This is a genomic window from Onishia taeanensis, from assembly GCF_003268885.1.
Classification (GTDB): domain Bacteria; phylum Pseudomonadota; class Gammaproteobacteria; order Pseudomonadales; family Halomonadaceae; genus Onishia; species Onishia taeanensis_A.
Genome location: NZ_QLSX01000003.1, coordinates 337,146 through 357,665 on the forward strand (window position 1 = coordinate 337,146; position 20,520 = coordinate 357,665).

18 protein-coding genes are annotated in these 20,520 nt (G+C 63.2%); 12 read left to right on the forward strand and 6 right to left on the reverse strand.

Annotated features, from left to right (window positions below):
* Positions 1-22 precede the first annotated feature (22 nt).
* The 12 genes from doeA to BCL93_RS06420 all read left to right on the forward strand — a co-directional run bounded on the left by doeA (position 23) and on the right by BCL93_RS06420 (position 15,736).
* Positions 23-1,222, forward strand: a complete 1,200-nt coding sequence (gene doeA, locus BCL93_RS06360) for an ectoine hydrolase DoeA (protein ID WP_112054249.1) — start codon at positions 23-25, stop codon at positions 1,220-1,222.
* 10 nt (positions 1,223-1,232) lie between these two features.
* Complete coding sequence (doeB, locus tag BCL93_RS06365; protein WP_112054250.1) at positions 1,233-2,264, forward strand: N(2)-acetyl-L-2,4-diaminobutanoate deacetylase DoeB; 1,032 nt, start codon at positions 1,233-1,235, stop codon at positions 2,262-2,264.
* A 7-nt stretch (positions 2,265-2,271) separates the two neighbouring features.
* A complete protein-coding gene (locus BCL93_RS06370) occupies positions 2,272-2,742 on the forward strand; it encodes an Lrp/AsnC family transcriptional regulator (protein ID WP_112054251.1) in 471 nt (156 codons plus the stop codon).
* A gap of 153 nt (positions 2,743-2,895) precedes the next feature.
* Positions 2,896-3,765: a carbon-nitrogen hydrolase family protein gene (locus tag BCL93_RS06375; protein WP_112054252.1), complete on the forward strand. Its 870-nt coding sequence runs from the start codon at positions 2,896-2,898 to the stop codon at positions 3,763-3,765.
* A gap of 184 nt (positions 3,766-3,949) precedes the next feature.
* A complete protein-coding gene (locus BCL93_RS06380) occupies positions 3,950-5,419 on the forward strand; it encodes a biotin carboxylase (RefSeq protein ID WP_112054253.1) in 1,470 nt (489 codons plus the stop codon).
* Positions 5,419-6,465: a C45 family autoproteolytic acyltransferase/hydolase gene (locus BCL93_RS06385; protein ID WP_258396020.1), complete on the forward strand. Its 1,047-nt coding sequence runs from the start codon at positions 5,419-5,421 to the stop codon at positions 6,463-6,465. The genes BCL93_RS06380 and BCL93_RS06385 overlap by 1 nt, the downstream gene beginning before the upstream one ends.
* A gap of 77 nt (positions 6,466-6,542) precedes the next feature.
* On the forward strand, positions 6,543-9,332 hold the full coding sequence (locus BCL93_RS06390; RefSeq protein WP_112054255.1) for an aminotransferase class I/II-fold pyridoxal phosphate-dependent enzyme: 2,790 nt from the start codon (positions 6,543-6,545) through the stop codon (positions 9,330-9,332).
* 315 nt (positions 9,333-9,647) lie between these two features.
* Entirely contained in the window at positions 9,648-11,141 is a 1,494-nt protein-coding gene (locus BCL93_RS06395; protein WP_112054256.1) for an NAD-dependent succinate-semialdehyde dehydrogenase, read from the forward strand.
* Positions 11,142-11,273: 132 nt separating this feature from the next.
* A complete protein-coding gene (locus tag BCL93_RS06400; protein ID WP_112054257.1) occupies positions 11,274-12,680 on the forward strand; it encodes an aspartate aminotransferase family protein in 1,407 nt (468 codons plus the stop codon).
* A gap of 157 nt (positions 12,681-12,837) precedes the next feature.
* On the forward strand, positions 12,838-13,836 hold the full coding sequence (gene eutB, locus BCL93_RS06410; protein ID WP_112054259.1) for a hydroxyectoine utilization dehydratase EutB: 999 nt from the start codon (positions 12,838-12,840) through the stop codon (positions 13,834-13,836).
* Positions 13,837-13,882: 46 nt separating this feature from the next.
* Entirely contained in the window at positions 13,883-14,860 is a 978-nt protein-coding gene (locus BCL93_RS06415) for a cyclodeaminase (protein WP_112054260.1), read from the forward strand.
* Between the two features lie 204 nt (positions 14,861-15,064).
* Positions 15,065-15,736: a haloacid dehalogenase type II gene (locus BCL93_RS06420; RefSeq protein WP_112054261.1), complete on the forward strand. Its 672-nt coding sequence runs from the start codon at positions 15,065-15,067 to the stop codon at positions 15,734-15,736.
* Between the two features lie 76 nt (positions 15,737-15,812).
* Here the strand turns inward: BCL93_RS06420 and BCL93_RS06425 are convergent, their stop codons facing one another.
* The 6 genes from BCL93_RS06425 to BCL93_RS06450 all read right to left on the reverse strand — a co-directional run bounded on the left by BCL93_RS06425 (position 15,813) and on the right by BCL93_RS06450 (position 20,517).
* Positions 15,813-16,034: a zf-HC2 domain-containing protein gene (locus tag BCL93_RS06425; RefSeq protein WP_258396023.1), complete on the reverse strand. Its 222-nt coding sequence runs from the start codon at positions 16,032-16,034 to the stop codon at positions 15,813-15,815.
* Positions 16,031-16,639, reverse strand: coding sequence for a sigma-70 family RNA polymerase sigma factor (locus tag BCL93_RS06430; RefSeq protein WP_112054262.1), 609 nt, complete (start codon positions 16,637-16,639; stop codon positions 16,031-16,033). Before BCL93_RS06430 ends, BCL93_RS06425 begins: the two co-directional genes overlap by 4 nt.
* Positions 16,640-16,692: 53 nt before the next feature.
* Positions 16,693-17,319 (reverse strand): TIGR04282 family arsenosugar biosynthesis glycosyltransferase, encoded by a 627-nt coding sequence (locus BCL93_RS06435; RefSeq protein ID WP_112054263.1) that lies wholly within the window; start codon positions 17,317-17,319, stop codon positions 16,693-16,695.
* Positions 17,309-18,019, reverse strand: a complete 711-nt coding sequence (locus BCL93_RS06440; RefSeq protein WP_112054264.1) for a TIGR04283 family arsenosugar biosynthesis glycosyltransferase — start codon at positions 18,017-18,019, stop codon at positions 17,309-17,311. The genes BCL93_RS06435 and BCL93_RS06440 overlap by 11 nt, the downstream gene beginning before the upstream one ends.
* A 48-nt stretch (positions 18,020-18,067) precedes the next feature.
* A complete protein-coding gene (locus BCL93_RS06445; protein ID WP_258396039.1) occupies positions 18,068-18,733 on the reverse strand; it encodes an ATP-binding cassette domain-containing protein in 666 nt (221 codons plus the stop codon).
* Between the two features lie 86 nt (positions 18,734-18,819).
* Entirely contained in the window at positions 18,820-20,517 is a 1,698-nt protein-coding gene (locus BCL93_RS06450) for an ABC transporter permease (RefSeq protein WP_112054265.1), read from the reverse strand.
* Positions 20,518-20,520 lie beyond the last annotated feature (3 nt).

The window sequence follows — 20,520 nt, forward strand, 5'->3', positions numbered from 1 at the left end:
ATTCTTTGATGGCGAATGGCCCATGATTCAGGTATCCCTGCCCTTCACCCGTGAGGAGTACGCAAGCCGGCTGTGGAAGGTGCGTGCCGAGATGGCCAGCCGTGGTATTGACGTAATAATCGTCAGTGATCCCTCCAATATGGCTTGGCTAACCGGCTACGATGGCTGGTCGTTTTATGTGCACCAGTGCGTGCTGGTAGGGCTCGAGGGCGAGCCGGTCTGGTATGGCCGGCGAATGGACGCCAACGGCGCCCTGCGGACCTGCTGGATCGATCCGGAAAATATTACCTACTACCCGGATTACTACGTGCAGAATCCGGATATGCATCCCATGGACTACCTGGCTCAGACCATCCTGCCGTATTACGGCTGGCATCAGGGCGTGGTGGGCATGGAGATGGACAACTATTACTTCTCGGCCAAGGCCTACCAGAGCCTGCTGCGCGAGCTACCTCACGCCCGCTTCATCGATGCCAATGCGCTGGTCAACTGGTGTCGGGCCATCAAGTCGCCACAAGAAGTCGAGTACATGCGCGTGGCGGCGCGGATCGTCGAGGGAATGCACTCACGTATCCTCGAGATGATCGAGCCGGGGTTGCCCAAGAGCAAACTGGTCTCCGAGATTTACCGGGTCGGTATCGAAGGCTGGCGCGATGACCAGGGCAAGATCTTCGGCGGCGATTATCCGGCCATCGTGCCGATGTTGCCGACGGGCAGCGATGCCGCAGCACCGCACCTGACCTGGGACGACACCCCCTTTCGCAAGGGGGAAGGCACCTTCTTCGAGATCGCCGGTGTCTTCAAGCGCTATCACGCGCCGATGTCGCGTACCATTTATCTGGGCACACCGCCGCGTGACTTCATTCGCGCCGAGTCGGCATTGCTCGAGGGCATCGAAAATGGTCTGGCCGTCGCCAAGCCCGGCAACCGCTGTGCGGACATCGCCATGGCCCTGGGCTCGGCCATGGACAAGTACGGCTTTGACCGTGGCGGCGCTCGCTGCGGCTACCCCATCGGCATCAGCTATCCGCCGGACTGGGGCGAGCGGACCATGAGTCTGCGCCCGTCTGACGAGACCATTCTTGAGCCTGGCATGACGTTCCATTTCATGCCGGGGCTATGGGATGAGAACTGGGGCCTGGAAATCACCGAAAGCATTCTGATCACCGAGACAGGCTGTGAAACGCTGGCCGACTTCCCACGCCAGCTGTTCGTCAAATAAGGAGACCTTCATGAGCATGTCAGCCAGCCGAGTGCGGCCAAGCCCCATTTCCGCCACGGTCGACTTCGAGGCCGAGGGCGTTCAACACGGTTTCCTCAAGCTGCCGATCTCCAACGACGAGTCGGCCTGGGGCGCGGTGATGATCCCGATTACCGTGATCAAGCACGGAGAGGGCCCCACGGCGCTGTTGACCGGCGGCAATCATGGCGATGAGTACGAGGGCATGACCGCGCTGATGAAGCTGGCCAACGGGCTGGATGTCGAGCAGGTCCACGGTCGGGTGATCATCGTGCCGATGATGAATACCCCGGCCGCTCAGGCCGGCCGACGGACCTCGCCAATGGACAGCGGCAACCTCAATCGCAGTTTCCCGGGCAATCCGGATGGCGGAGTGACCGAACAGATCGCCGACTACTTCACCCGCTATCTGGTGCCGATGTGCGATGTGGTGCTGGACCTGCACTCGGGGGGGCGCACCCTGGACATCGTGCCCTTCGCCGCCTCGCATCAGCTCGAGGACCAAGACTTGCAACGCCGCGCCCTGGATGGCGCCAAGGCCTTCGGCGCGCCCACGGCGATGATGATGTTCGAACTGGACGCCGAGAAACTCTTCGACACGGCCGTGGAACGCCAGGGCAAGGTGTTCGTCGCCACTGAGTTGGGCGGTGGCGGCACCACAACGCCGGAGCGCCTGAAGATCGCCGAGCGTGGCGTCAACAACTTCCTGATTCACTTCGGTCTGATCGATGGCGAGCTCGAGGGGCCGGCCGAGCCTCAGGTCTACGTCGATATGCCGGATGCCTCCTGCTACGTGCAGAGCGAGCATCAGGGGCTGCTGGAACTGACGCTGGCGCTGGGTGAGCCGGTCCGCGAGGGCGAGGTAATCGCCCGGGTCTATGACATGAGCCGCACCGGCACCGCGCCGATCGAGTACCGCGCCGAGCGCAGCGGCCTGCTGGTGGCGCGTCGCTTCCCGGCCCAGGTGTGTATGGGCGATACCATCGCGGTCATCGCCGATATCGTCGACGCCCTGGACGGATGAGACCACGATGAAGCTCGATCGTTATGATCTGAAGATCCTCGAGATCCTGGCCGAGGACGGCCGCATTACCAAATCGCGACTGGCCGAGGCGATCAATCTTTCGGTCAGCCCCTGTTGGGAGCGGGTGCGGCGACTGGAGAAGGCCGGCATCATCGAAGGGTACGGCGCGCGCCTCAATGCCCGGATGGCGGTGCGCCGGACGCCGGTCTGGGTGCAGATCGAGCTCAAGTCGCATCATGCGGGCGATTTCCAGCGCTTCGAGGCAGAGGTCATGGCTACCCCCGAGGTCACCGAGTGCGTGGCCGTGGGGGGTGGTGTCGATTATCTGATCAAGGTCGAAGCAGAGACCATCGATGCCTATCAGCGGCTGATCGACGGCTGGCTGATGTCGGAGATCGGTATTCAGCGCTATTTCACCTATATCGTCACCAAGACCGTCAAGCATACGGCCCCACCGATTGAGCTTGCGTCTGATTAAATGGCGCCCGTGTAAATCTCGTGGATTCCACTTCACGCAAAACTGACATAAGCTGGAAACGTAGCGAGCAGTTTGGCGATATCGCCTACTACGAGGGTGATTGGCGCACAAGGCGACCAATCGTTTTTAGGCTATCGCAATGCAGAGGTTCGCATGTCTTATTTTACGATTGCAGGGGTTCAGCTCCAGGCACCCCACCACGGTGACAACACCGATGCTATGCGCGCTCGCATCGAAATGCTGGTGGCGCGCTTCCCCCATGTTCAGATGGTGGTGTTCAGCGAGCTGATGGCTCATGGCGCTTCCCCACTGAACGCGCAGCCCATGCCCAGCGGTACCGAGGCCATGTTCTGTGAGCTGGCCGAGAAGCATCGCCTGTGGCTGATTCCAGGCTCGATGTTCGAACAGGTCGGTGAGCTGGTCTATAACACCCTGAGCGTGATCAATCCCCAGGGGCAGGTGGTCAATCGTTTCCGCAAGATGTTCCCCTTCCGTCCCTACGAGGCAGGTGTTGAAAGCGGTACCGAGTTTGTGGTGTTCGACGTGCCTAACATCGGTCGCTTCGGCGTCTCGATTTGCTACGACATGTGGTTCCCGGAAACCACGCGTACCCTGGCAGCCATGGGCGCAGAGGTGATCCTGCACCCGACCATGACCGACACCATCGATCGTGATATCGAACTGTCCATCGCGCGCACCAATGCGGCGGTCAACCAGTGCTATTTCTTCGACATCAACGGTGCTGGTGCGCTGGGTAACGGCCGCTCGATTGTGGTCGGGCCGTCGGGGGATGTCATTCACCAGGCGGGCATCGGCGAAGAGGTCATGCCGATCGAGATCGATATGACACGGGTGCGTCGCGAGCGTGAGGCGGGGCTGCGGGGACTGGGTCAGCCACTCAAGAGCTTCCGTGACCGTCAGGTGGACTTTTCGCTGTACCGGAGCGAGACCCGTTCCACTCCCTTCCTCGACACTTTGGGCCCGCTTGCGAAGCCAGCGCGTCAGGATATCGAACCATACTGATCGCCTCTCGCGTTGATGGGCGGCGTGTACTGAAAAGGAGTTCATGGTGGTAACCCCTATTATTCAAGGTTTACGACGTCTGTTTTCTCGCCTGATGAGTCACAAAAGCGCCGCCCAGAGTGGCGGCGCTTCACCCTCCGCCTCGCAAGCAGCGCAGGAACGTCACCCAAAAGGAGCCAGCTCCATGACAACAACACTAACCAGCATCTCCGATGTGCGCCGTTTCTTTCATAACAACAAGGAGCCGGTCTACTTCATTTCGGCGACCAACTTCAACCTGCTGGGGATCGGCGACTGGGTGGGTAATTTCCGCCACATCAATTACATCAACTGCTTCGATGACAAGCAGAAGAACGTTTTCGTGCCCAAGGAGAAGTTCCCGCGCGACTTCGAGAGCATCGAGGACATCAACAACTATCTGCTCGAGCATAAGGAAGTCATCGACTATATCCGTTCTCGTGGCGAGCAGGGGGTGGCTGCCTTCCTGATGTTCGACGAGCACACCGAGGAAATCTGCGAACAGCTGGGGCTGCGGGTGGCCTTCCCGCCGGCCAAGCTGCGTTCGCGGATGGACAACAAGATCGAAACGGTGCGTATCGGCAACAAGGTTGGCGTACCCAGCGTGCCCAACGTGCTGGCCAAGGTCGACAGCTATCAGCACCTGATGGAAGTCAGCAAGGAGCTGGGCACCAACGATCTGGTCATCCAGTCGGCCTATGGCGACTCCGGCCATACGACCTTCTTCGTTTCCAATGAAGACGAGTACTACCGCCACGCCGAAGAGATCGAGGCCGAGGAAGAGGTCAAGATCATGAAGCGCATCAACTGCCGCGGCTCGGCCATCGAAGCCTGTGCGACGCGCTGTGGCACCGTGGTGGGCCCACTGATGACCGAACTGGTCGGCTTCAAGACGCTGACACCCTACAAGGGCGGCTGGTGCGGCAACGAGATGTTCGCCGGTGCCTTCACCCAGGAAGTGCGTGACAAGGCCCAGGAATACACCAACAAGTTTGGCGAGGCGCTGCGCGAGGAAGGCTATCGTGGCTACTTCGAACTCGACTTCCTGATCGACATGGACACCAACGATGTCTATCTGGGCGAACTCAATCCGCGGGTTACCGGTGCCAGCTCGTTGACCAACGTGGCTGCCTTCGCCCATTCGGATGTGCCGCTGTTCCTGTTCCACCTGCTTGAGTTCTCGAGCCAGGATTTCGATATCGACATCCAGGCCGTCAACGATCGCTGGGCACACCCTGATAGCATCGATAGCTGGAGCCAACTTGTGATCAAGCACACCGATGAAACGGTGGATCTGCTGACACAGGCGCCGCAGTCCGGCGTCTGGCGCATGGCGGTGGACGGTAGCATCGCATTCGATCACTACGATTCCCACCCACATGCCGCCGAGAGCGAGCAAGAGGCCTTCTTCATGCGCATCAGTGGCGTTGGCGACTTCCGCTATGAGGGCGCGGACCTCGGCATCCTGATCACCCGTGGACGACTGATGGATGATGACTTCCAGCTCACCGAGCGCGCCAAGGCCTGGATCGATGCCATTCGTGGGCAGTATGCCGGTCAGTCGGTGCAGGATCCGGTGGTGGAGCAGGTGGCCGTGAATCATGCGGTAGGCGGCGGCAACTTCAAGATCCTTTGATGATGGATTCCGCTATGGGACGGGCCGGACGCCAGTGGGGCGCTGACGCGGTCAAACAGCTGGCCTTTCGCACCGTCCATGAACCGCAGGCTGGCGCGAAGTGGCAATCGCTGTTTGAACTCCACTGGCCGGCTTATGAGCGCTGGTTCTTGTCGGAAGGCGAACGGGAGCGGCCAGGGTACCTGGCCGGCTTCAATGCCATGCGACGCCACATGCCCGAGCTGCTGCCGACCTACGAGCGTTTGTGTGAGCTCGCTGGCGGCGGTGATCTCTCCTCGCGCATGCTGAGCCTCTATCGCCCGCCAGCCTATATCACCGGTTGTTCACAGGCTGTGCTTGCCAACGGCAACAGCAATCTGCTGGTGCGCAACTACGATTACCCGCCCGAGCTGTGCGAGGGCACCATCCTGTCCTCGTGCTGGAACGGGCGGCAGGTGATCGCCATGACCGACTGTCTGTGGGGTGTGCTTGACGGCATGAACGACAGCGGCCTGGCGGTGTCGCTGGCCTTCGGGGGGCGGACCGTGGTTGGCGACGGCTTCGGTGCGCCGATGATCCTGCGCTATATCCTCGAGTTCTGTGATACCACCCCCGAGGCGGCCGAGGTGTTGGCGCGGGTGCCGACGCACATGGCCTACAACATCACCGTCGATGATGCCCAAGGGCGTTACATCACGGCGATGATTGCGCCGGATCGCAAGGCCACCATCAAGCGCGTGCCGGTGGCGACCAACCATCAAAAGAAGATCGAGTGGTATGCCCACGCGTTGGCGTCGGAAACGCTGATCCGCGAGCGCCAGCTCTCGATCCTAGTTGATGACGACGCCACCACCGAGGAGCGTCTGGTTTCTGCGTTCTTCGCGCCGCCGCTTTACCGTACCGACCACCGTCGCGGATTGGGCACCGTTTACACCTCGGTGTACCGGCCCTTACAGGGGCGCGTGCAGTTTCATTGGCCGTCGCACGACCTCGACCTGAGCTTCACGCACTTTCCCGAGACCAATTTCATCATTCACTACGGGCCCCGGCACCACGGTGCCGGCTAGCCTATCGATTACGCTGCTTGCGGGCAGAATGCCCGTGGCAGTTGCATAATGACAAGCAGCACTGCTGGGGACGCACCATGAGCGATACGATTGGAACAGACACGCCGTATACGGCCCTGGGGTTCTACCATAAGATCTCCCAGCTTCGTGCCGATACCTGGAATGCTCTCAAGCGAGATCTTGGCAAGCTGATTCACCTCAAGGACGACGCCCAGTCCCGTAATTTGGTCAAGGCCGTCGACATCAAGCTGACCCGCCTGGAGATCATTGAGGACTATCACGCTTTCCCCTCCAAGGAAGACTTTCGCCACCTTTGGCACCTGTTCAACCGCCAGGAATATTCGCTGCTCGAGAAGGTGGTCAAGCGCCTGGTGCGGGCGATGATCAGCGAGTCCTACCGTCGTCGCCAGGTCGATCTCAGCGAGACCGACGCCGATGCGGAAGACCTTGAGACCCTGGATGCCCTGGCGCAGCTGCGTCGCGGTCACCCGACCTCCAACAGCTCCTCGCAGCCCTACTTCGAGGTGTTGATCGTCGATGCCATGTCGCTGCAGGAAGAGGAAGTGGTGCGCGAAGCGTTCCATAACCTGCGGCGCCCCGAGGACAAGTTCGTCTACGATGTGGTGACGGTGCGCAGCTTCGAGGATGCGTTGATCGCGATCCTAGTCAACCCGAACATTCAGGCCTGCCTGATTCGCTACGAATTCCCCTACAAGTCGAAGTACAATCTGAGCGCGCTGCGCAACTATCTCGAAGGTATCTCCGAAGTCGAACTCGAGACCAAGTCCGAGGCCGAACGCAGCATTCTGCTGAGCTCAATGATTCGCGAGATTCGCCCGGAGATCGATCAGTTCCTGGTCACCAGTGGCGATGTGGAAGTCACCGCCAGCCGAGATATCCGTCACTTCAACCGGATTTTCTACCGCGAAACGGACTATATCGAGCAGCACCACACCATCCTGCGTGCCATCGACAACCGCTTCCGCACGCCGTTCTTCGATGCGCTGCGGGAGTATAGCCGCAAGCCCACCGGGGTCTTCCATGCCATGCCGATCTCCCGGGGCAAATCGATCACCCGCTCCCACTGGGCGGGGCAGATGATCGACTTCTACGGCATCAATATCTTCCTGGCGGAGACCTCGGCGACGTCCGGCGGGCTGGATTCCCTGTTGCAGCCCTATGGGCCGATCAAGAAGGCCCAGGAGTACGCGGCCCGCGCCTTTGGTTCGCGGCAGAGCTTCTTCGTCACCAACGGCACCTCGACGGCCAACAAGATCGTCGTGCAGGCGCTGGTCAAGCCGCGCGACATCGTGCTGGTCGATCGCGACTGCCACAAGTCGCACCACTACGGCATGGTGCTGAGCGGCGCTCACGTGGCCTATTTGGATTCCTATCCGCTCAACGATTATTCGATGTACGGCGCCGTGCCGCTGCGCGAGATCAAGAAGACCCTGCTGGAATACAAGCGTTCGGGGCAGCTCGACAAGGTCAAGATGCTGCTGCTGACCAACTGTACCTTCGACGGCGTGGTCTACAACGTGCGTCGGGTCATGGAAGAGTGTCTGGCCATCAAGCCTGACCTGGTCTTTCTGTGGGACGAGGCCTGGTTTGCCTTTGCCACCTTCAACCCGACCTATCGCCCGCGCACCGCGATGCATGCCGCGCGCCATCTGCGCGACCGCTATCGCAGCGAGGAGTATGCGGCGGAATATGCCGCCTGGAAGGAAGAGTTTGATCAGCTGGATCCGGATGACGATGCCACCTGGCTCGATCGGCCGCTGATGCCGGACCCGGAAACCGTGAGGGTGCGTACCTATGCTACCCATTCGACCCACAAGACCCTGACGTCACTGCGCCAGGGGTCGATGATTCACGTCTACGATCAGGACTACCGCCAGAAGGTCGAGGCGCCGTTCCACGAAGCCTACATGACCCACACCTCGACCTCGCCCAACTACCAGATTCTGGCCTCGTTGGACGTGGGACGCATGCAGGCTGAGATGGAAGGTTTTGAGCTGGTGCACTCCCAGGTCGAGGCGGCGCTATCGTTGCGCGAGCAGCTCTATACCAACCCGTTGTTGAAAAAGTATTTCGAGGTGCTCAAGAACAGTGATCTGGTGCCTGCCGAGTTCCGCCAGTCAGGGGTCGAGACCTACTACGACCCCAATGCGGGCTGGAACAAGATGGAAGAGGCCTGGGCCCAGGATGAGTTCGTGGTTGACCCGACGCGCATCACCCTGTCGATCGGCAAGACGGGTATCGACGGCGATGCCTTCAAGAACGACTACCTGATGAACCAGTACGGTATTCAGATCAACAAGACCTCGCGCAATACCGTGCTGTTCATGACCAACATCGGCACCACTCGCGGCGCGATCGCCTATCTGCTGGACGTGCTGATCAAGCTGGCCAAGTCTTTCGACCGTCGCTGGGAGGAAAGCAGTCGCCCTGAACGCAAGATCATCGAGCATCAGGTCAAGTCGCTGACCCACGACCTGCCACCGCTGCCGGACTTTAGTCGCTTCCATGATGCCTTTAGGCCGCATGTGGAGGCTGGCACGCCGGATGGCGATATTCGCCGTGCCTACTTCCTCAGCTACGATGAGGAAAACACCGAGTACCTGCGCTTCGACAATGGCGAACTGCAGCGTGCCATGGTGGCGGGTCGCGACGTGGTCTCGGCGAGCTTCGTGATCCCCTATCCGCCGGGCTTCCCGGTGCTGGTGCCGGGTCAGGTGATCAGCGAGGAAATTCTCTACTTCCTGCAGGCCCTCGATGTGAAAGAGATCCACGGCTATCGCCCGGAGCTTGGCCTGATCGTGTTCACCGAAGAGGCGCTGCTGGCGACTTCCGAGGGTGCCGACTGACGCCTACTGATCGTTCTTAGACCCACCACTGACTGCCAAGCAACGCCTTCGCCCCGGCCATTCGGCCGGGGCGAAGGCGTTTCTGGCCCCCCCTTTTTTGCCCGGCGTATGTCCGCCTCTGTTGCCCAAGAGAGTATCCAACAGAAGATTCTGCTGCTTTCGTCCTTAACACGAAAAAAACCTGGCGCTGACGGCAGTCCAACAAAAAGTCTCGTCCTCCTCTACCCCTTACGCTGTAGGCATCAGGCGGCGGCTGCCGTCCGACCCTATTGCATGCGTTAGCGCCATGGGCGCTGCTTTTCCAGGAGGTGTTTCATGAAAGTGTCCACGACGGTGACTCAGCGACTCGACGATCCCCGCCTGTTCCGCCAGTACGCCTATGTCGACGGCAAGTGGACCCATGGTGATGGTGGCCGCGAAGAGGCCGTGACCGATCCGGCCACTGGTGAGGTCCTGGGCCATATCCCCTGGCTGGAAGCCGACCAGATTCGCGGCGCAGTGGATGCCGCCGAGCGTGCCTTCGTCCAGTGGCGTGCGCTGCGTGCCGACGAGCGCGCCGACCGTCTGCTGGCCTGGTACGACCTTCTGCAGGCGCACCGCGAAGACCTGGCCATCCTGATGTCCATGGAGCAGGGCAAGCCGCTACCGGATGCCCGCGGCGAAGTGGAATATGGCGCCAGCTTCATCAAATGGTTCGCCGAGCAGGGCAAGCGTACCTTCGGTGAAACCATTCCGAGCCACATTCCCAATGCGGCCCTGGGCACCATCAAGGAGCCGATCGGTATCGCCGCCCTGATCACGCCCTGGAACTTCCCGCTGGCGATGATCACTCGCAAGGCGGCTGCCGCCATGGCCGCCGGCTGCCCGGTGATCGTCAAGCCGGCCGGCGAGACGCCGTTCTCGGCGCTGGCGCTGGCCGAGCTTGCCGAGCGGGCCAGCATTCCCGCGGGTATCTTCAACGTGGTACTGGGCGAGCCTGCCGAGGTGTCCTCGATTCTGTGCAAAGAGGAGCGCGTCAAGGCGCTGTCCTTCACCGGCTCCACCCGGGTTGGGCGGCTGTTGCTCGAGCAGAGCGCCGGCACCGTCAAGCGTGTCTCGCTGGAGCTTGGCGGCAACGCGCCCTTCATTGTCGGCCCGGATATGGACCCGCATGAGGCCGCCCTGGCAGCGGTTGCTGCCAAGTTTCAGACCGCCGGCCAGGATTGCCTGGCGGCCAACCGCATCCTGGTACACGAGTCGATCCATGACGCCTTCGTCGAGCACTTCGCCGAGCGCATGGCGGCGCTGACCGTCGGCAACGGCCTGCAGAGCGAGGTCGATCTCGGCCCGCTGATTCACGGCCAGGCGGTCGAGAAGGCCTCGAGCATTGTCGACGACGCCATCTCCCGGGGCGCGACCCTGGTGGCCGGCGATCAGTCGGCGGCGCCCGGACCCAACTTCTTCATGCCGGTGCTGCTGACCGGTGTGACCCGCGAGATGAAAGTCTGGCGCGAAGAGAACTTCGCCCCGGTGGCCGGCATCACCGCCTATAGCGACGACGATGAAGTCATCGCCATGGCCAACGACACCGAATACGGCCTTGCCGCCTATGTCTACACCCACGACATCCGCCGCATCTGGAAGCTGATGCGGGCGCTGGAATACGGCATGGTCTCGGTCAACTCGGTCAAGATGACCGGGCCGCCGATTCCCTTCGGTGGCGTCAAGCAGTCAGGGCTTGGGCGTGAAGGCGGCGTCAGCGGCATCGATGAGTACCTGGAGACCAAGTACTACTGCCTGGGCGCCCTGGGCTCAGTGTCAGGAAGCTAGCCAGGCCATCGAACGCACAGCACTCAAGACACAGCTCTCAAGACAGAGCTCCCAAGATTAGTGGTCTTGAATAATTGATCTGAACCTTCTCCCCGGTGGGATGCCGGGGAGCACGAGAAAAGAGAGAACGAAATGAGCCAGCAGCACCAGGAGCTGATCGATCGCGACCGCAAGGTCACCTTCCATGCGTCCACCCACCTGCGTGACTTTGCCCATGGCGATGCGCCGGGCCGAGTCATTACCGGTGGCAAGGGCATCAATATTGTCGATATGGATGGTCGCGAGTTCATCGACGGCTTTGCCGGCCTGTACTGCGTCAACATCGGCTATGGCCGCACTGAGGTGGCTGACGCCATCTACAAGCAGGCCCTGCAGATGTCCTATTACCACACCTATGTGGGGCACTCCAACGAGGCGCAGATCGAGCTTTCCGAGAAGATTCTCGAGCTGGCCGGTCCCGGCATGTCCAAGGTCTACTACGGCATGTCAGGCAGCGATGCCAACGAGACCCAGCTCAAGCTGGTGCGTTATTACAACAACGTGCTCGGCCGCCCGCAGAAGAAGAAAGTCATTTCGCGGATGCGTGGCTATCACGGCTCCGGTATCGCATCGGGTTCACTGACCGGTCTGAAGGCGTTTCACGATCATTTCGACCTGCCGATCGATACCATCCGCCACACCGAGGCGCCGTATTACTACCACCGTGCCGCCGAGCAGGAAGGCATGAGCGAGCAGGAATTCTCGGCCTACTGCGCGACCCGGCTCGAGGAAATGATTCTCGCCGAAGGCCCCGACACCGTGGCCGCCTTCATCGGCGAGCCGGTGCTCGGCACCGGTGGCATCGTGCCGCCGCCGGAAGGCTACTGGGCAGCGATCCAGGCGGTGCTCGACAAGTACGACGTGCTGCTGATCGCCGATGAGGTGGTCTGTGGTTTCGGGCGTATCGGCACCAACTTCGGCAGCCATCACTACGGCATCAAGCCGGACCTGATCACCGTGGCCAAGGGCCTGACCAGCGCCTACCAGCCGCTGTCCGGGGTGATCGTCGGCGATCGGGTATGGAAGGTGCTGGAGCAGGGCACCGGTGAATACGGCCCGATCGGCCACGGCTGGACCTACTCAGGTCATGCGCTGGGCTGTGCGGCGGGACTTGCCAACCTCAAGATCATCGAGCGCGAAGGCCTTACCGCCAACGCCGCCGAGACCGGCGCCTACCTGCAGCAGCAGATGCAGGCGACCTTCGGGGACCACCCGATCGTCGGCCAGGCTCGCGGTGTGGGCATGCTGGCCTCGCTCGAGTTCTCCGCCAATCCGGCCAAGCGCGCTCACTTCGATCCGAGCCTCAAGGTTGGCCCGCGGATCGCCGCGGCGGCCTTCGAGGAGAACCTGATCGCGCGTGCCATGCCGCAGGGCGATATCCTCGGTTTCGCGCCGCCGCTGATTACCACTCCCGACCAGGTCGACGAGATCATCGCGCGCGCCAAGCGCGCCGTGGACAAGGTGACCGACGAACTCACCGCATCGGGCGATCTGCGCTGAGCGAGGCCAGGTCAGGCAAGCGCCGACTGAGAACCAAGCGCGCCGCCCACTGGGCGGCGCGCTTGGTTATGACGGTTGCTATGACGCTGGTTATGATGGCGGTTACCGCTATGGTTATGGTCATCCGGTGAAGGATGAAAGGATAAAGGAAGAGCCCATGTCCCACCCCATTCATGGCGTTACCCTAGCCGAGCTCTATAAGGCTCGCAAGCGCATCGCCGGCCAGGTGGTGCGCTCGCCGCTGGTGCGCTCGGCGCCCCTCTCGCGGCGCTTCGAGGCCGAAGTGCTGCTCAAGCTCGAGACCTGCCAGCCCACCGGCGCCTTCAAGCTGCGCGGCGCCACCAACATGATTGCCGCCCTGATCGAGCGCCATGGCCGCGAGGCGTTGGCCCGCGGCGTCACCACCGCGTCTACCGGCAACCACGGCCGGGCGGTGGCCTTCGCCGCGGCACGCCTGGGCGTGCCGGCGACCATCTGCCTGTCGACTCTGGTGCCGGCCAACAAGATCGCCGCCATCGAGTCCCTGGGCGCCACTGTCACACGCATCGGCGCCAGTCAGGACGAGGCCTTCAAGGAAGTGGCGAGGCTGGTCGACGAGGAGGGTATGACCCTGGTCCCGCCCTTCGACGATCCGCTGATTGCCGCCGGTCAGGGCACCATCGGCCTCGAGCTGCTGGAAGATGCCCCCGGTCTTGATCGGGTCTTCGTCGGGCTCTCCGGTGGCGGCCTGCTCGGCGGCATCGGCGCGGCCATGAAGGCCATTCGCCCCGAGGCCCAGATAACCGGGGTCAGCCTCAGTCGCGGGGCGGCGATGTGGAAGAGCCTGGAAGCCGGCCATCCGGTGACGGTCGAGGAGGCCGAGAGCCTTGGCGATTCGCTGGGTGGCGGTATCGGCCTGGATAATCGCTGCAGTTTTGCCCTGGTCGACGAGGTGATGGACGATCACTATCAGGTCTCCGAGGCCGCCATCGCCCATGCCATGGTCGACATGCTCGAGAACGAGAAACTGCTGGTCGAGGGCGCTGCGGCGGTCGGGCTGGCGGCGATCGAAGAGCACCACATCGATATCCGTGGCCAGACGGTTGCGCTGATCGTCTCCGGCAACGGGGTGTCACTCGAGACCCTTGATCGGGCCCGGCGTCTCGTAGGACGCTAGTGCACTTGATTCCCTCATCACGACATTCCCTCATCAGGAGAGGCTCATGCAGCTATTCGACCGGGCGGCGATCAGCGCGGCCGTGACGCTGGATCAGGACGCCCTGAGCGCCGTGGAAGCGGGCTTTGCGGCCCTGGGGCGCGGCGAGGCGGTGCAGCCGCCGATCCTGTCCATGGCCATCGAGGAGGCCAACGGCGAGGTCGACGTCAAGACCGCGCATATTCGCGGCTTTTCCCGTTTCGCGATCAAGGTAAGCCCCGGATTCTTCGATAATCCCAAGCGAGGGCTTCCCAGCCTCAATGGTCTGATGATGGTGTTCTCGGCCCAGACCGGCTTGGTCGAGGCGGTGCTGTTCGACGAGGGCTATCTGACCATGGTGCGTACCGCCCTGGCAGGCGCCATTGCCGCCAAACACCTGTCGCGGACCGACAGTCGCCGGGTCGCGGTGCTGGGAGCCGGTGAACAGGCTAAGCGGCAGGTCGAAGCGCTGCGTCTGGTGCGCGATATCGAGGCCGTTGATCTCTGGGCGCGTCGGCCGGAGGCGGCGAATGACTGCGCCGAGCAACTGCGCGCCATGGGGCTTGCGGTGACGGTGCATGAAAGCGTCCGGGCCGCCTGCGCCGAGGCCGACATCATCGTCACCACCACACCGTCCCAGCAGCCGATTCTCAGTGCGGCGGACCTGCCCGAGGGTGTGCACGTCACCGCCATGGGCTCGGACAGCCCCGAGAAACGCGAACTCGATGCCAGCGTGCTGACCCGCGCCGATGCCTTCGTTTGCGACAGCCGAGCCCAGAGCGAACGTAACGGCGAGCTCAAGGCCTTCGCCGGGTCCGCTGATGGACCTTCGGCCGGGAGCGGGGCCGATGGAGAGTTGCCTTTCAAGGTCTTCGAGCTGGGCCAAGTGATTGCCGAGGGCCAGCGCCTGAGACTGACGCCGGCGACCATTACGGTCTGTGATCTTACCGGCACCGGTGTGCAGGACACCGCCATCGCGGATTTCGCCCTCAGTCGCTTAACCTGAGCCGTCTGGGCTTAGCCGTTTGGAATGAGTCCAGCGCTGGGGATATCTGCTAGGCCTTGGCTTGTCGCCAAGACTAAATGCTACCAAGCTGTTGATCCGCTATTGATGCTGAACGGTTCTTCAGGACGCTTCTTCAGGTCGCTTTCTTAGTATTAAGTACAAGTTCTAAGGTCTCTTTTTAAGTACTAGACACAAGGATGCACGATGAGCAAACGCGTATTGGCCTTCGACGTCTATGGCACCCTGATCGATACCCACGGCGTGATCGCTGAACTGGAAGAGGCCCTGGGTGAGCGGGCAGCGGCCTTCTCTCAGCGCTGGCGTGACAAGCAGCTGGAGTACAGCTTCCGGCGAGGGTTGATGGGGGCCTATGCGCCTTTCTCCGACTGCACTCGTGAGGCGCTTGAGTTTACCGACCGTGCTCTGAGCGCTGGCCTTAGTGAGGGGCAGAAGGATCGCCTGATGGCTACCTACGGCAAGCTGCCGGCCTTTCCCGACGTCGCCGAGGCTCTCGAGCGCTTCACTCGGGCCGGGGTGACCTGCGTGGCCTTCTCCAACGGCACCCGCGAGGCGGTCGATGGGCTGCTGAGTCAGGCCGGGCTGCGCGATCACTTCGACGACATCGTAAGCGTCGATGAGATCAAGCGATTCAAGCCCGATCCTGCGGTCTATTCCCACCTGCGCGACCGCATGGAGAGCGAGGCCCAGGACACCTGGCTGATTTCCAGCAATCCCTTCGACGTGATCGGGGCCCGCCATGCCGGCCTGCATGCCGCCTGGATAAGGCGCAGCGCCGAGGCACCCTTTGATGCCTGGGGCGGCGAGCCCGACTTCACGGTCGGCGATCTCTGGGAATTGGCCGATCGGCTTATCTAGGCGTCATGCAGCAACGACCGCCCCGGCCTCGCGCCGGGGCGGTCGCTCAGGCTAGCCGTCAGCCATCGACGATGGATCAGCGCCGGGTTGAGGTGTCGTCACCTTCGTCCGCGGGCGGCTCATCGTCGAAGCGACGGCCGGCCTGGTGCAGCAGGTCGAACTGGGCATTGCAGTGGCGACAGGCACGACACATGCCCAGGTGAAAGCGCAGCGAAAAGCGCTCGCCAAGGCTGAGTGTGGCGTCCAGACGCTTGGACATCAGCCGGGTCGCTTCCCGGCACATCATCACCTTGATCATTTTTCTTGCTCCGACAGGCCGTGCTCCGAGAGATAGCCGCGCTCGATGCAGGCCCGCAGGCGCAGGCGAGCACGGTGCAGGATCACCCAGCAGTTGTTCTCTTTGAGCCCGGTCTCCTTGCAGATGTCCGCGGTGGAAAGTCCCATCAGTTCGCGCAGCGAGAAGACGCGGGCGATGTTCTCCGGCAGGGCAATCATGCAGGTGTCAAAGACCCGCCAGAAATGCTCGTTGGCGAAGGTGGCTTCCGGGTCGCCCCAGTCCGAGGGGCGGGCGGCGAGCTGCCAGTGCCCGCTCTGTTGAAACTGCCGGTCGATGGCCTCGTCGTCGCTTTCGTCGTCGAAGGGCTGCCACTTGCCCTGGCGGCGCTGGGCGCGCAGGGCATCTAGGATCTTGTACTTGAGGATGCCGAACACCCAGGTCTCGTAACCGGAACGCCCCGCGAAGTCGTCGTCCTTCTCGATGGCTGTGGCCAGCGCTTCCTGCACGGCATCCTCGGCCAGTGCCGGTTCCCTGAGCTGCAGCCGTGCGAAGGACACCAGCCGAGGCCGCACGGCCGCCAGGCGCTGCATCCTTGCGTTGGTGTCTTGCGTTGTTCCCGCCGCCATGTCATCCCCTGTCGTCGATCGCTCTTCGTAGCATGATCCGCCGATGCGAAACATCAAGGCGAGGTGTCTTGGTTCTGCCAGCGGGCCACATCTTCGGGCCGATCGACGTCCCATACCTTGGCAGGCTGCGCGAGTCGCCAGCCCAGGCTGTCGGCTCGGGTCAGCGTCTGGGCAAGCACTCGATCACTGCCCCAGGCGATATCCGTGAAGAATGCCTGACAAGGCGCCCGCAGCCCCACCAGTGCATAGCCGCCGTCCTCGGCGGGCAGTAGCACGCCGTCATGGTGGGCCAGTGCCGCGTGACAGTCGGCCAGCAGTTGAGGCGCCAGCACCGGGCAGTCGCTGCCCACCAAGAGTCCCGGGGCGCCCATGGCCTCGAGCGCCGTGAACATGCGCACGCCTAGGTCGCCCTCAGGCTGGGGGCGCAGGCTGATGCCATGGCGCTCGGCGAATTCCACGAACAGCGGGTGGTCATGCTCGAGGCTGGTCCACAGCACGATGCGGTGGGCCGGAGTGGCGGCCAGTGCGACCTTCAGGGTCTGACGTAGCAGCTGCTCGTGCAGCCTGGCCGCGGTCTCGGGGGCGAAGGTAGGGGTCAGCCGCGTCTTGACCCGTCCCGGCACGGGGGCCTTGGCGAGAATCGCCAAGGGGAAGCCGTCGTTAAGCGGATCAGCGTGCATGGCGGTACTCCTCGGCCAGCCGTTGGCAGTCCTCGCCGCGCCAGTAGCGATAGCGCAGCCGCCACATCAGCAGCATGGTGACCCACAGGCCGTTGTTCTCCCAGCGTCGCCCGGAACTCACCACCCGCGCGCGCAGGCAGGCCGGCCTCGATAGGTGTTTCAAGCGTTTGCTGATCTCGATGTCCTCCATCAGCGGTTGATCGGGATAGCCGCCCACGGCCTCGAAGGCGGCGCGGGTCATGAACAGGGCCTGGTCGCCGGTGGCGATGCCGGTGAGTCTCGAGCGCCAGTTCATGCAGAAGGCGATGACACCCAGCATGCTCTGCTCACCTGATAGGCGAATGTCGAAGCGCCCCCAGCAGCGTGAGCCAGACAAGGCCTTGGCGATCAGTCGGTCGGCACGGCGGGGCAGTTTCGTATCGGCGTGCAGGAACAAGAGCTGCTCGCCACGACTGGTCCGGGCGCCCAGGTTCATCTGCCTGGCGCGGCCCGGTTCGCTGGATAGCACTCGGCTGGCGTGGCGCTTGGCAATCGCCACGGTGTCGTCCTGGCTGCCGCCATCGACGACGATCAGCTCGACGCCGCACACCCACAGGCCGAGCAGGGCGGTCAGCTGGCTTTCGATGCTGGCCGCCTCGTTCAGGGTGGGAATGATGATGCTCAGGCGCGGGGGGCGGGAGAGGACTATGGATACGGGCATGGTCACTGGCTTGGACGAGGCATGGATAGGGTCAATGCATGGATGGGGTCAAGGCTGGGCTCCCAGCTCGATGACCGGACCGCCGGCGGCCTTCGCATCGGCCGCATCGTGGGTCACCATCAGCGCCGGGAGGCCAAGGCGCTGCACCCGCGTGAAGACCAGCGAACGCATTTCTTGGCGCAGCGAGGCATCGAGCTTCGAGAAGGGCTCATCCAGCAGCATGGCACAGGGCTTTGAGAGCAGCACCCGCATCAGCGCCACCCGTGAGCGCTGGCCGCCAGATAGCGTGGTCGGGTCGCGGTCGGCGAAGCCGGCCATTCCGATTTCTTCGAGCGCTGCCTCTATTTTCTCGTGTCGTGCCCGCCGAGTCTCTTTCCGGGACCCTTTCCCGGATGCATTCAAGGACTCCTTCCGGGGCATGCCGAAGGCCAGGTTGCCGCCGACGCTCAGGTGGGGGAAGAGCAGCGGGTCCTGAAACAACAGGCCCAGCTGGCGCGCCTCGGCCGGCAGGCGAGTCAGGTCGCTGTCATTGAGCAGCACCCGCCCCTGGCCGGTGAAGGCGGGCGCCAGGAAGCCGGCCAGGTAGGCAAGCAGGGTCGACTTGCCGACGCCTGACGGGCCCATCAGCGTCAGCACCTCGCCCGGGGCGATGCGGGCATCCAGCGATAGCAGCGGGCGGCCGCCCTGGTCGATGCGTATGTCCTCGAGGATCAGGGCATGCCCGGTGGAAAGGCGGCCGTCTGACGTGCGCTCAGCGCTCGTATGGATAGCCCCGCTAGGGGAAAGGGTATCGAGAGGGGTCACGGATTGAGTACTCCACTTCGGTGACGCATCAGCAGGCGGGGCAGGGCCAGGGCCAGGGTGAAGCCCAGGGCCGGCAGCAGCAGCTGCATCAGTGCATAGACGGCGGTCAGGCGGCGGTCGCCACCGCTTGCCAGGCTTACCGCCTCGGTAGTCAGCGTGGACAGGCGACCGGCGCTCATCAGCAGAGTCGGCAGATACTGGCCGACGCTTACCGAGAAGCCGACCGCCGCGGCGGTCAGGATCGGAACCGTCAGCAGCGGCAGGCGTACGCGCACAAAGAGGCTGGCCGGGGAATGGCCGAGGCTCGCCGCCACCTGTGCCCAGCGAGGGTCCAGACGCCGATAGCTCTCGGCAAGCGACAGGAAGACATAGGGCAGCACGAAGAGGCTATGGGCCAGAATCACGGCCAATGCTCCCGGGGCCAGGCCGGCCTGAACCTGCAGCTGGACCAGACCGAACAGGAAGGCGACCGGCGGTACGACTAACGGCAGATACAGCACCAGTTCTGCCCAGGCGGCCATGCCACGGTTGCGCAGATGCTCGGCCTCCAGAGCGCCGACGGTCAATACCAGCGACAGCCCGGTGGCGGCCAGGCCGATCAGCGCCGTCTGTGCCAGCGGGTCCTTGAGGCCGGGCAGCGCCCCCTGCCAGGCGTGCAGGCTCAAGGGGTTTGGCAGCGCTGCCGGGAAGGGCCACCAGGCGGCCAGTGACCACAGCACCAACCCCACGAGGCTGCCGCCGAGCAGCAGGACGGCCAGCAGGGTGGTGAGCCCGCCGGCGCCGGCCCACAGACGGTCGCCGGCCTGGCGGCGGCCGCTGGTCAGGGCGGTCCGGGTCAGGCGTGCGACCAGTCGTTCGCCGAGCCACCACAGGCCGAGCGCCGCCAGGGTCACGCCGAGCTGCAACAGGGCCGCCGCCGAGGCGACGAAGCGCATGGAAAGGTCCGGGTCGTTGATCCAGCGCACCACCGCCACTGCGAGCGGCGGCGGGGTGGTGGGGCCGAGGATCATGGCCACTTCGACATTGGCGGAGGCGAAGGCGATCACCGCATAGATCGGCAGGCGAATCAGTGGGTAGAGCCCCGGCAGCACCGCCTTGGCGAAGGCGGTGACTGGCGCATAGCCCAGCGAGCGGGCCAGCCGCAGCCGTGCCTGGGCCTGGCACTGGGGCAGGGCGGCCAGGCTCATCAGTAACAGAAAGGGCACCTCCTTGATGACCAGGCCGATGGTGAGGCCCAGGCCCCAGGGGTCGCCGGGGAAGAGATAGTCCGGCGGCGTGTCCCAGCCGCTGGGCCAGGGGGAGATCATACGGCTGGCGAGCCCCGAGGGGGTAAGCAGGAAGGCAATGCCGATGGCGGCAGCGGCATGTGGCACCGCCAGCAGGGGCGACAGCAGTCGTCTCACCAGGGCCAGGGCCCGTGTCTCGGCGAAGGCGCCGAGAAACAGCATGACGATGGCCAGCGAGATCAGCGAACTGGCAAGCCCGGCGCTCAGGCTCAGGCGCACCATGTCGGCAAGTCCCGGCGTCGCCACCAGGGTCCGCCAGTGCTCAAGGGTCAGTTCATCGCCGCCGAGTGCCGGCAGCCAGCCCAGCGCCGGGGCTAGAATCCCGGCGAGTCCCCCGGCCACCGGCAGGCTGAGCAGGGCCATGGCGAGCCAGGGGATGGTGCGGATGGTCGGTGAGAAGAGGCGCATCGG

What these genes read in the sequence shown, in the direction of transcription:
- doeA (WP_112054249.1), top strand. Translation starts at nt 23, where the DNA reads ATGATTCAGGTATCCCTGCCCTTCACCCGTGAGGAGTACGCAAGCCGG.
- doeB (WP_112054250.1), top strand. Translation starts at nt 1,233, where the DNA reads ATGAGCATGTCAGCCAGCCGAGTGCGGCCAAGCCCCATTTCCGCCACG.
- BCL93_RS06370 (WP_112054251.1), top strand. Translation starts at nt 2,272, where the DNA reads ATGAAGCTCGATCGTTATGATCTGAAGATCCTCGAGATCCTGGCCGAG.
- BCL93_RS06375 (WP_112054252.1), top strand. Translation starts at nt 2,896, where the DNA reads ATGTCTTATTTTACGATTGCAGGGGTTCAGCTCCAGGCACCCCACCAC.
- BCL93_RS06380 (WP_112054253.1), top strand. Translation starts at nt 3,950, where the DNA reads ATGACAACAACACTAACCAGCATCTCCGATGTGCGCCGTTTCTTTCAT.
- BCL93_RS06385 (WP_258396020.1), top strand. Translation starts at nt 5,419, where the DNA reads ATGATGGATTCCGCTATGGGACGGGCCGGACGCCAGTGGGGCGCTGAC.
- BCL93_RS06390 (WP_112054255.1), top strand. Translation starts at nt 6,543, where the DNA reads ATGAGCGATACGATTGGAACAGACACGCCGTATACGGCCCTGGGGTTC.
- BCL93_RS06395 (WP_112054256.1), top strand. Translation starts at nt 9,648, where the DNA reads ATGAAAGTGTCCACGACGGTGACTCAGCGACTCGACGATCCCCGCCTG.
- BCL93_RS06400 (WP_112054257.1), top strand. Translation starts at nt 11,274, where the DNA reads ATGAGCCAGCAGCACCAGGAGCTGATCGATCGCGACCGCAAGGTCACC.
- eutB (WP_112054259.1), top strand. Translation starts at nt 12,838, where the DNA reads ATGTCCCACCCCATTCATGGCGTTACCCTAGCCGAGCTCTATAAGGCT.
- BCL93_RS06415 (WP_112054260.1), top strand. Translation starts at nt 13,883, where the DNA reads ATGCAGCTATTCGACCGGGCGGCGATCAGCGCGGCCGTGACGCTGGAT.
- BCL93_RS06420 (WP_112054261.1), top strand. Translation starts at nt 15,065, where the DNA reads ATGAGCAAACGCGTATTGGCCTTCGACGTCTATGGCACCCTGATCGAT.
- BCL93_RS06425 (WP_258396023.1), bottom strand. Translation starts at nt 16,034, where the DNA reads ATGATCAAGGTGATGATGTGCCGGGAAGCGACCCGGCTGATGTCCAAG.
- BCL93_RS06430 (WP_112054262.1), bottom strand. Translation starts at nt 16,639, where the DNA reads ATGGCGGCGGGAACAACGCAAGACACCAACGCAAGGATGCAGCGCCTG.
- BCL93_RS06435 (WP_112054263.1), bottom strand. Translation starts at nt 17,319, where the DNA reads ATGCACGCTGATCCGCTTAACGACGGCTTCCCCTTGGCGATTCTCGCC.
- BCL93_RS06440 (WP_112054264.1), bottom strand. Translation starts at nt 18,019, where the DNA reads ATGCCCGTATCCATAGTCCTCTCCCGCCCCCCGCGCCTGAGCATCATC.
- BCL93_RS06450 (WP_112054265.1), bottom strand. Translation starts at nt 20,517, where the DNA reads ATGCGCCTCTTCTCACCGACCATCCGCACCATCCCCTGGCTCGCCATG.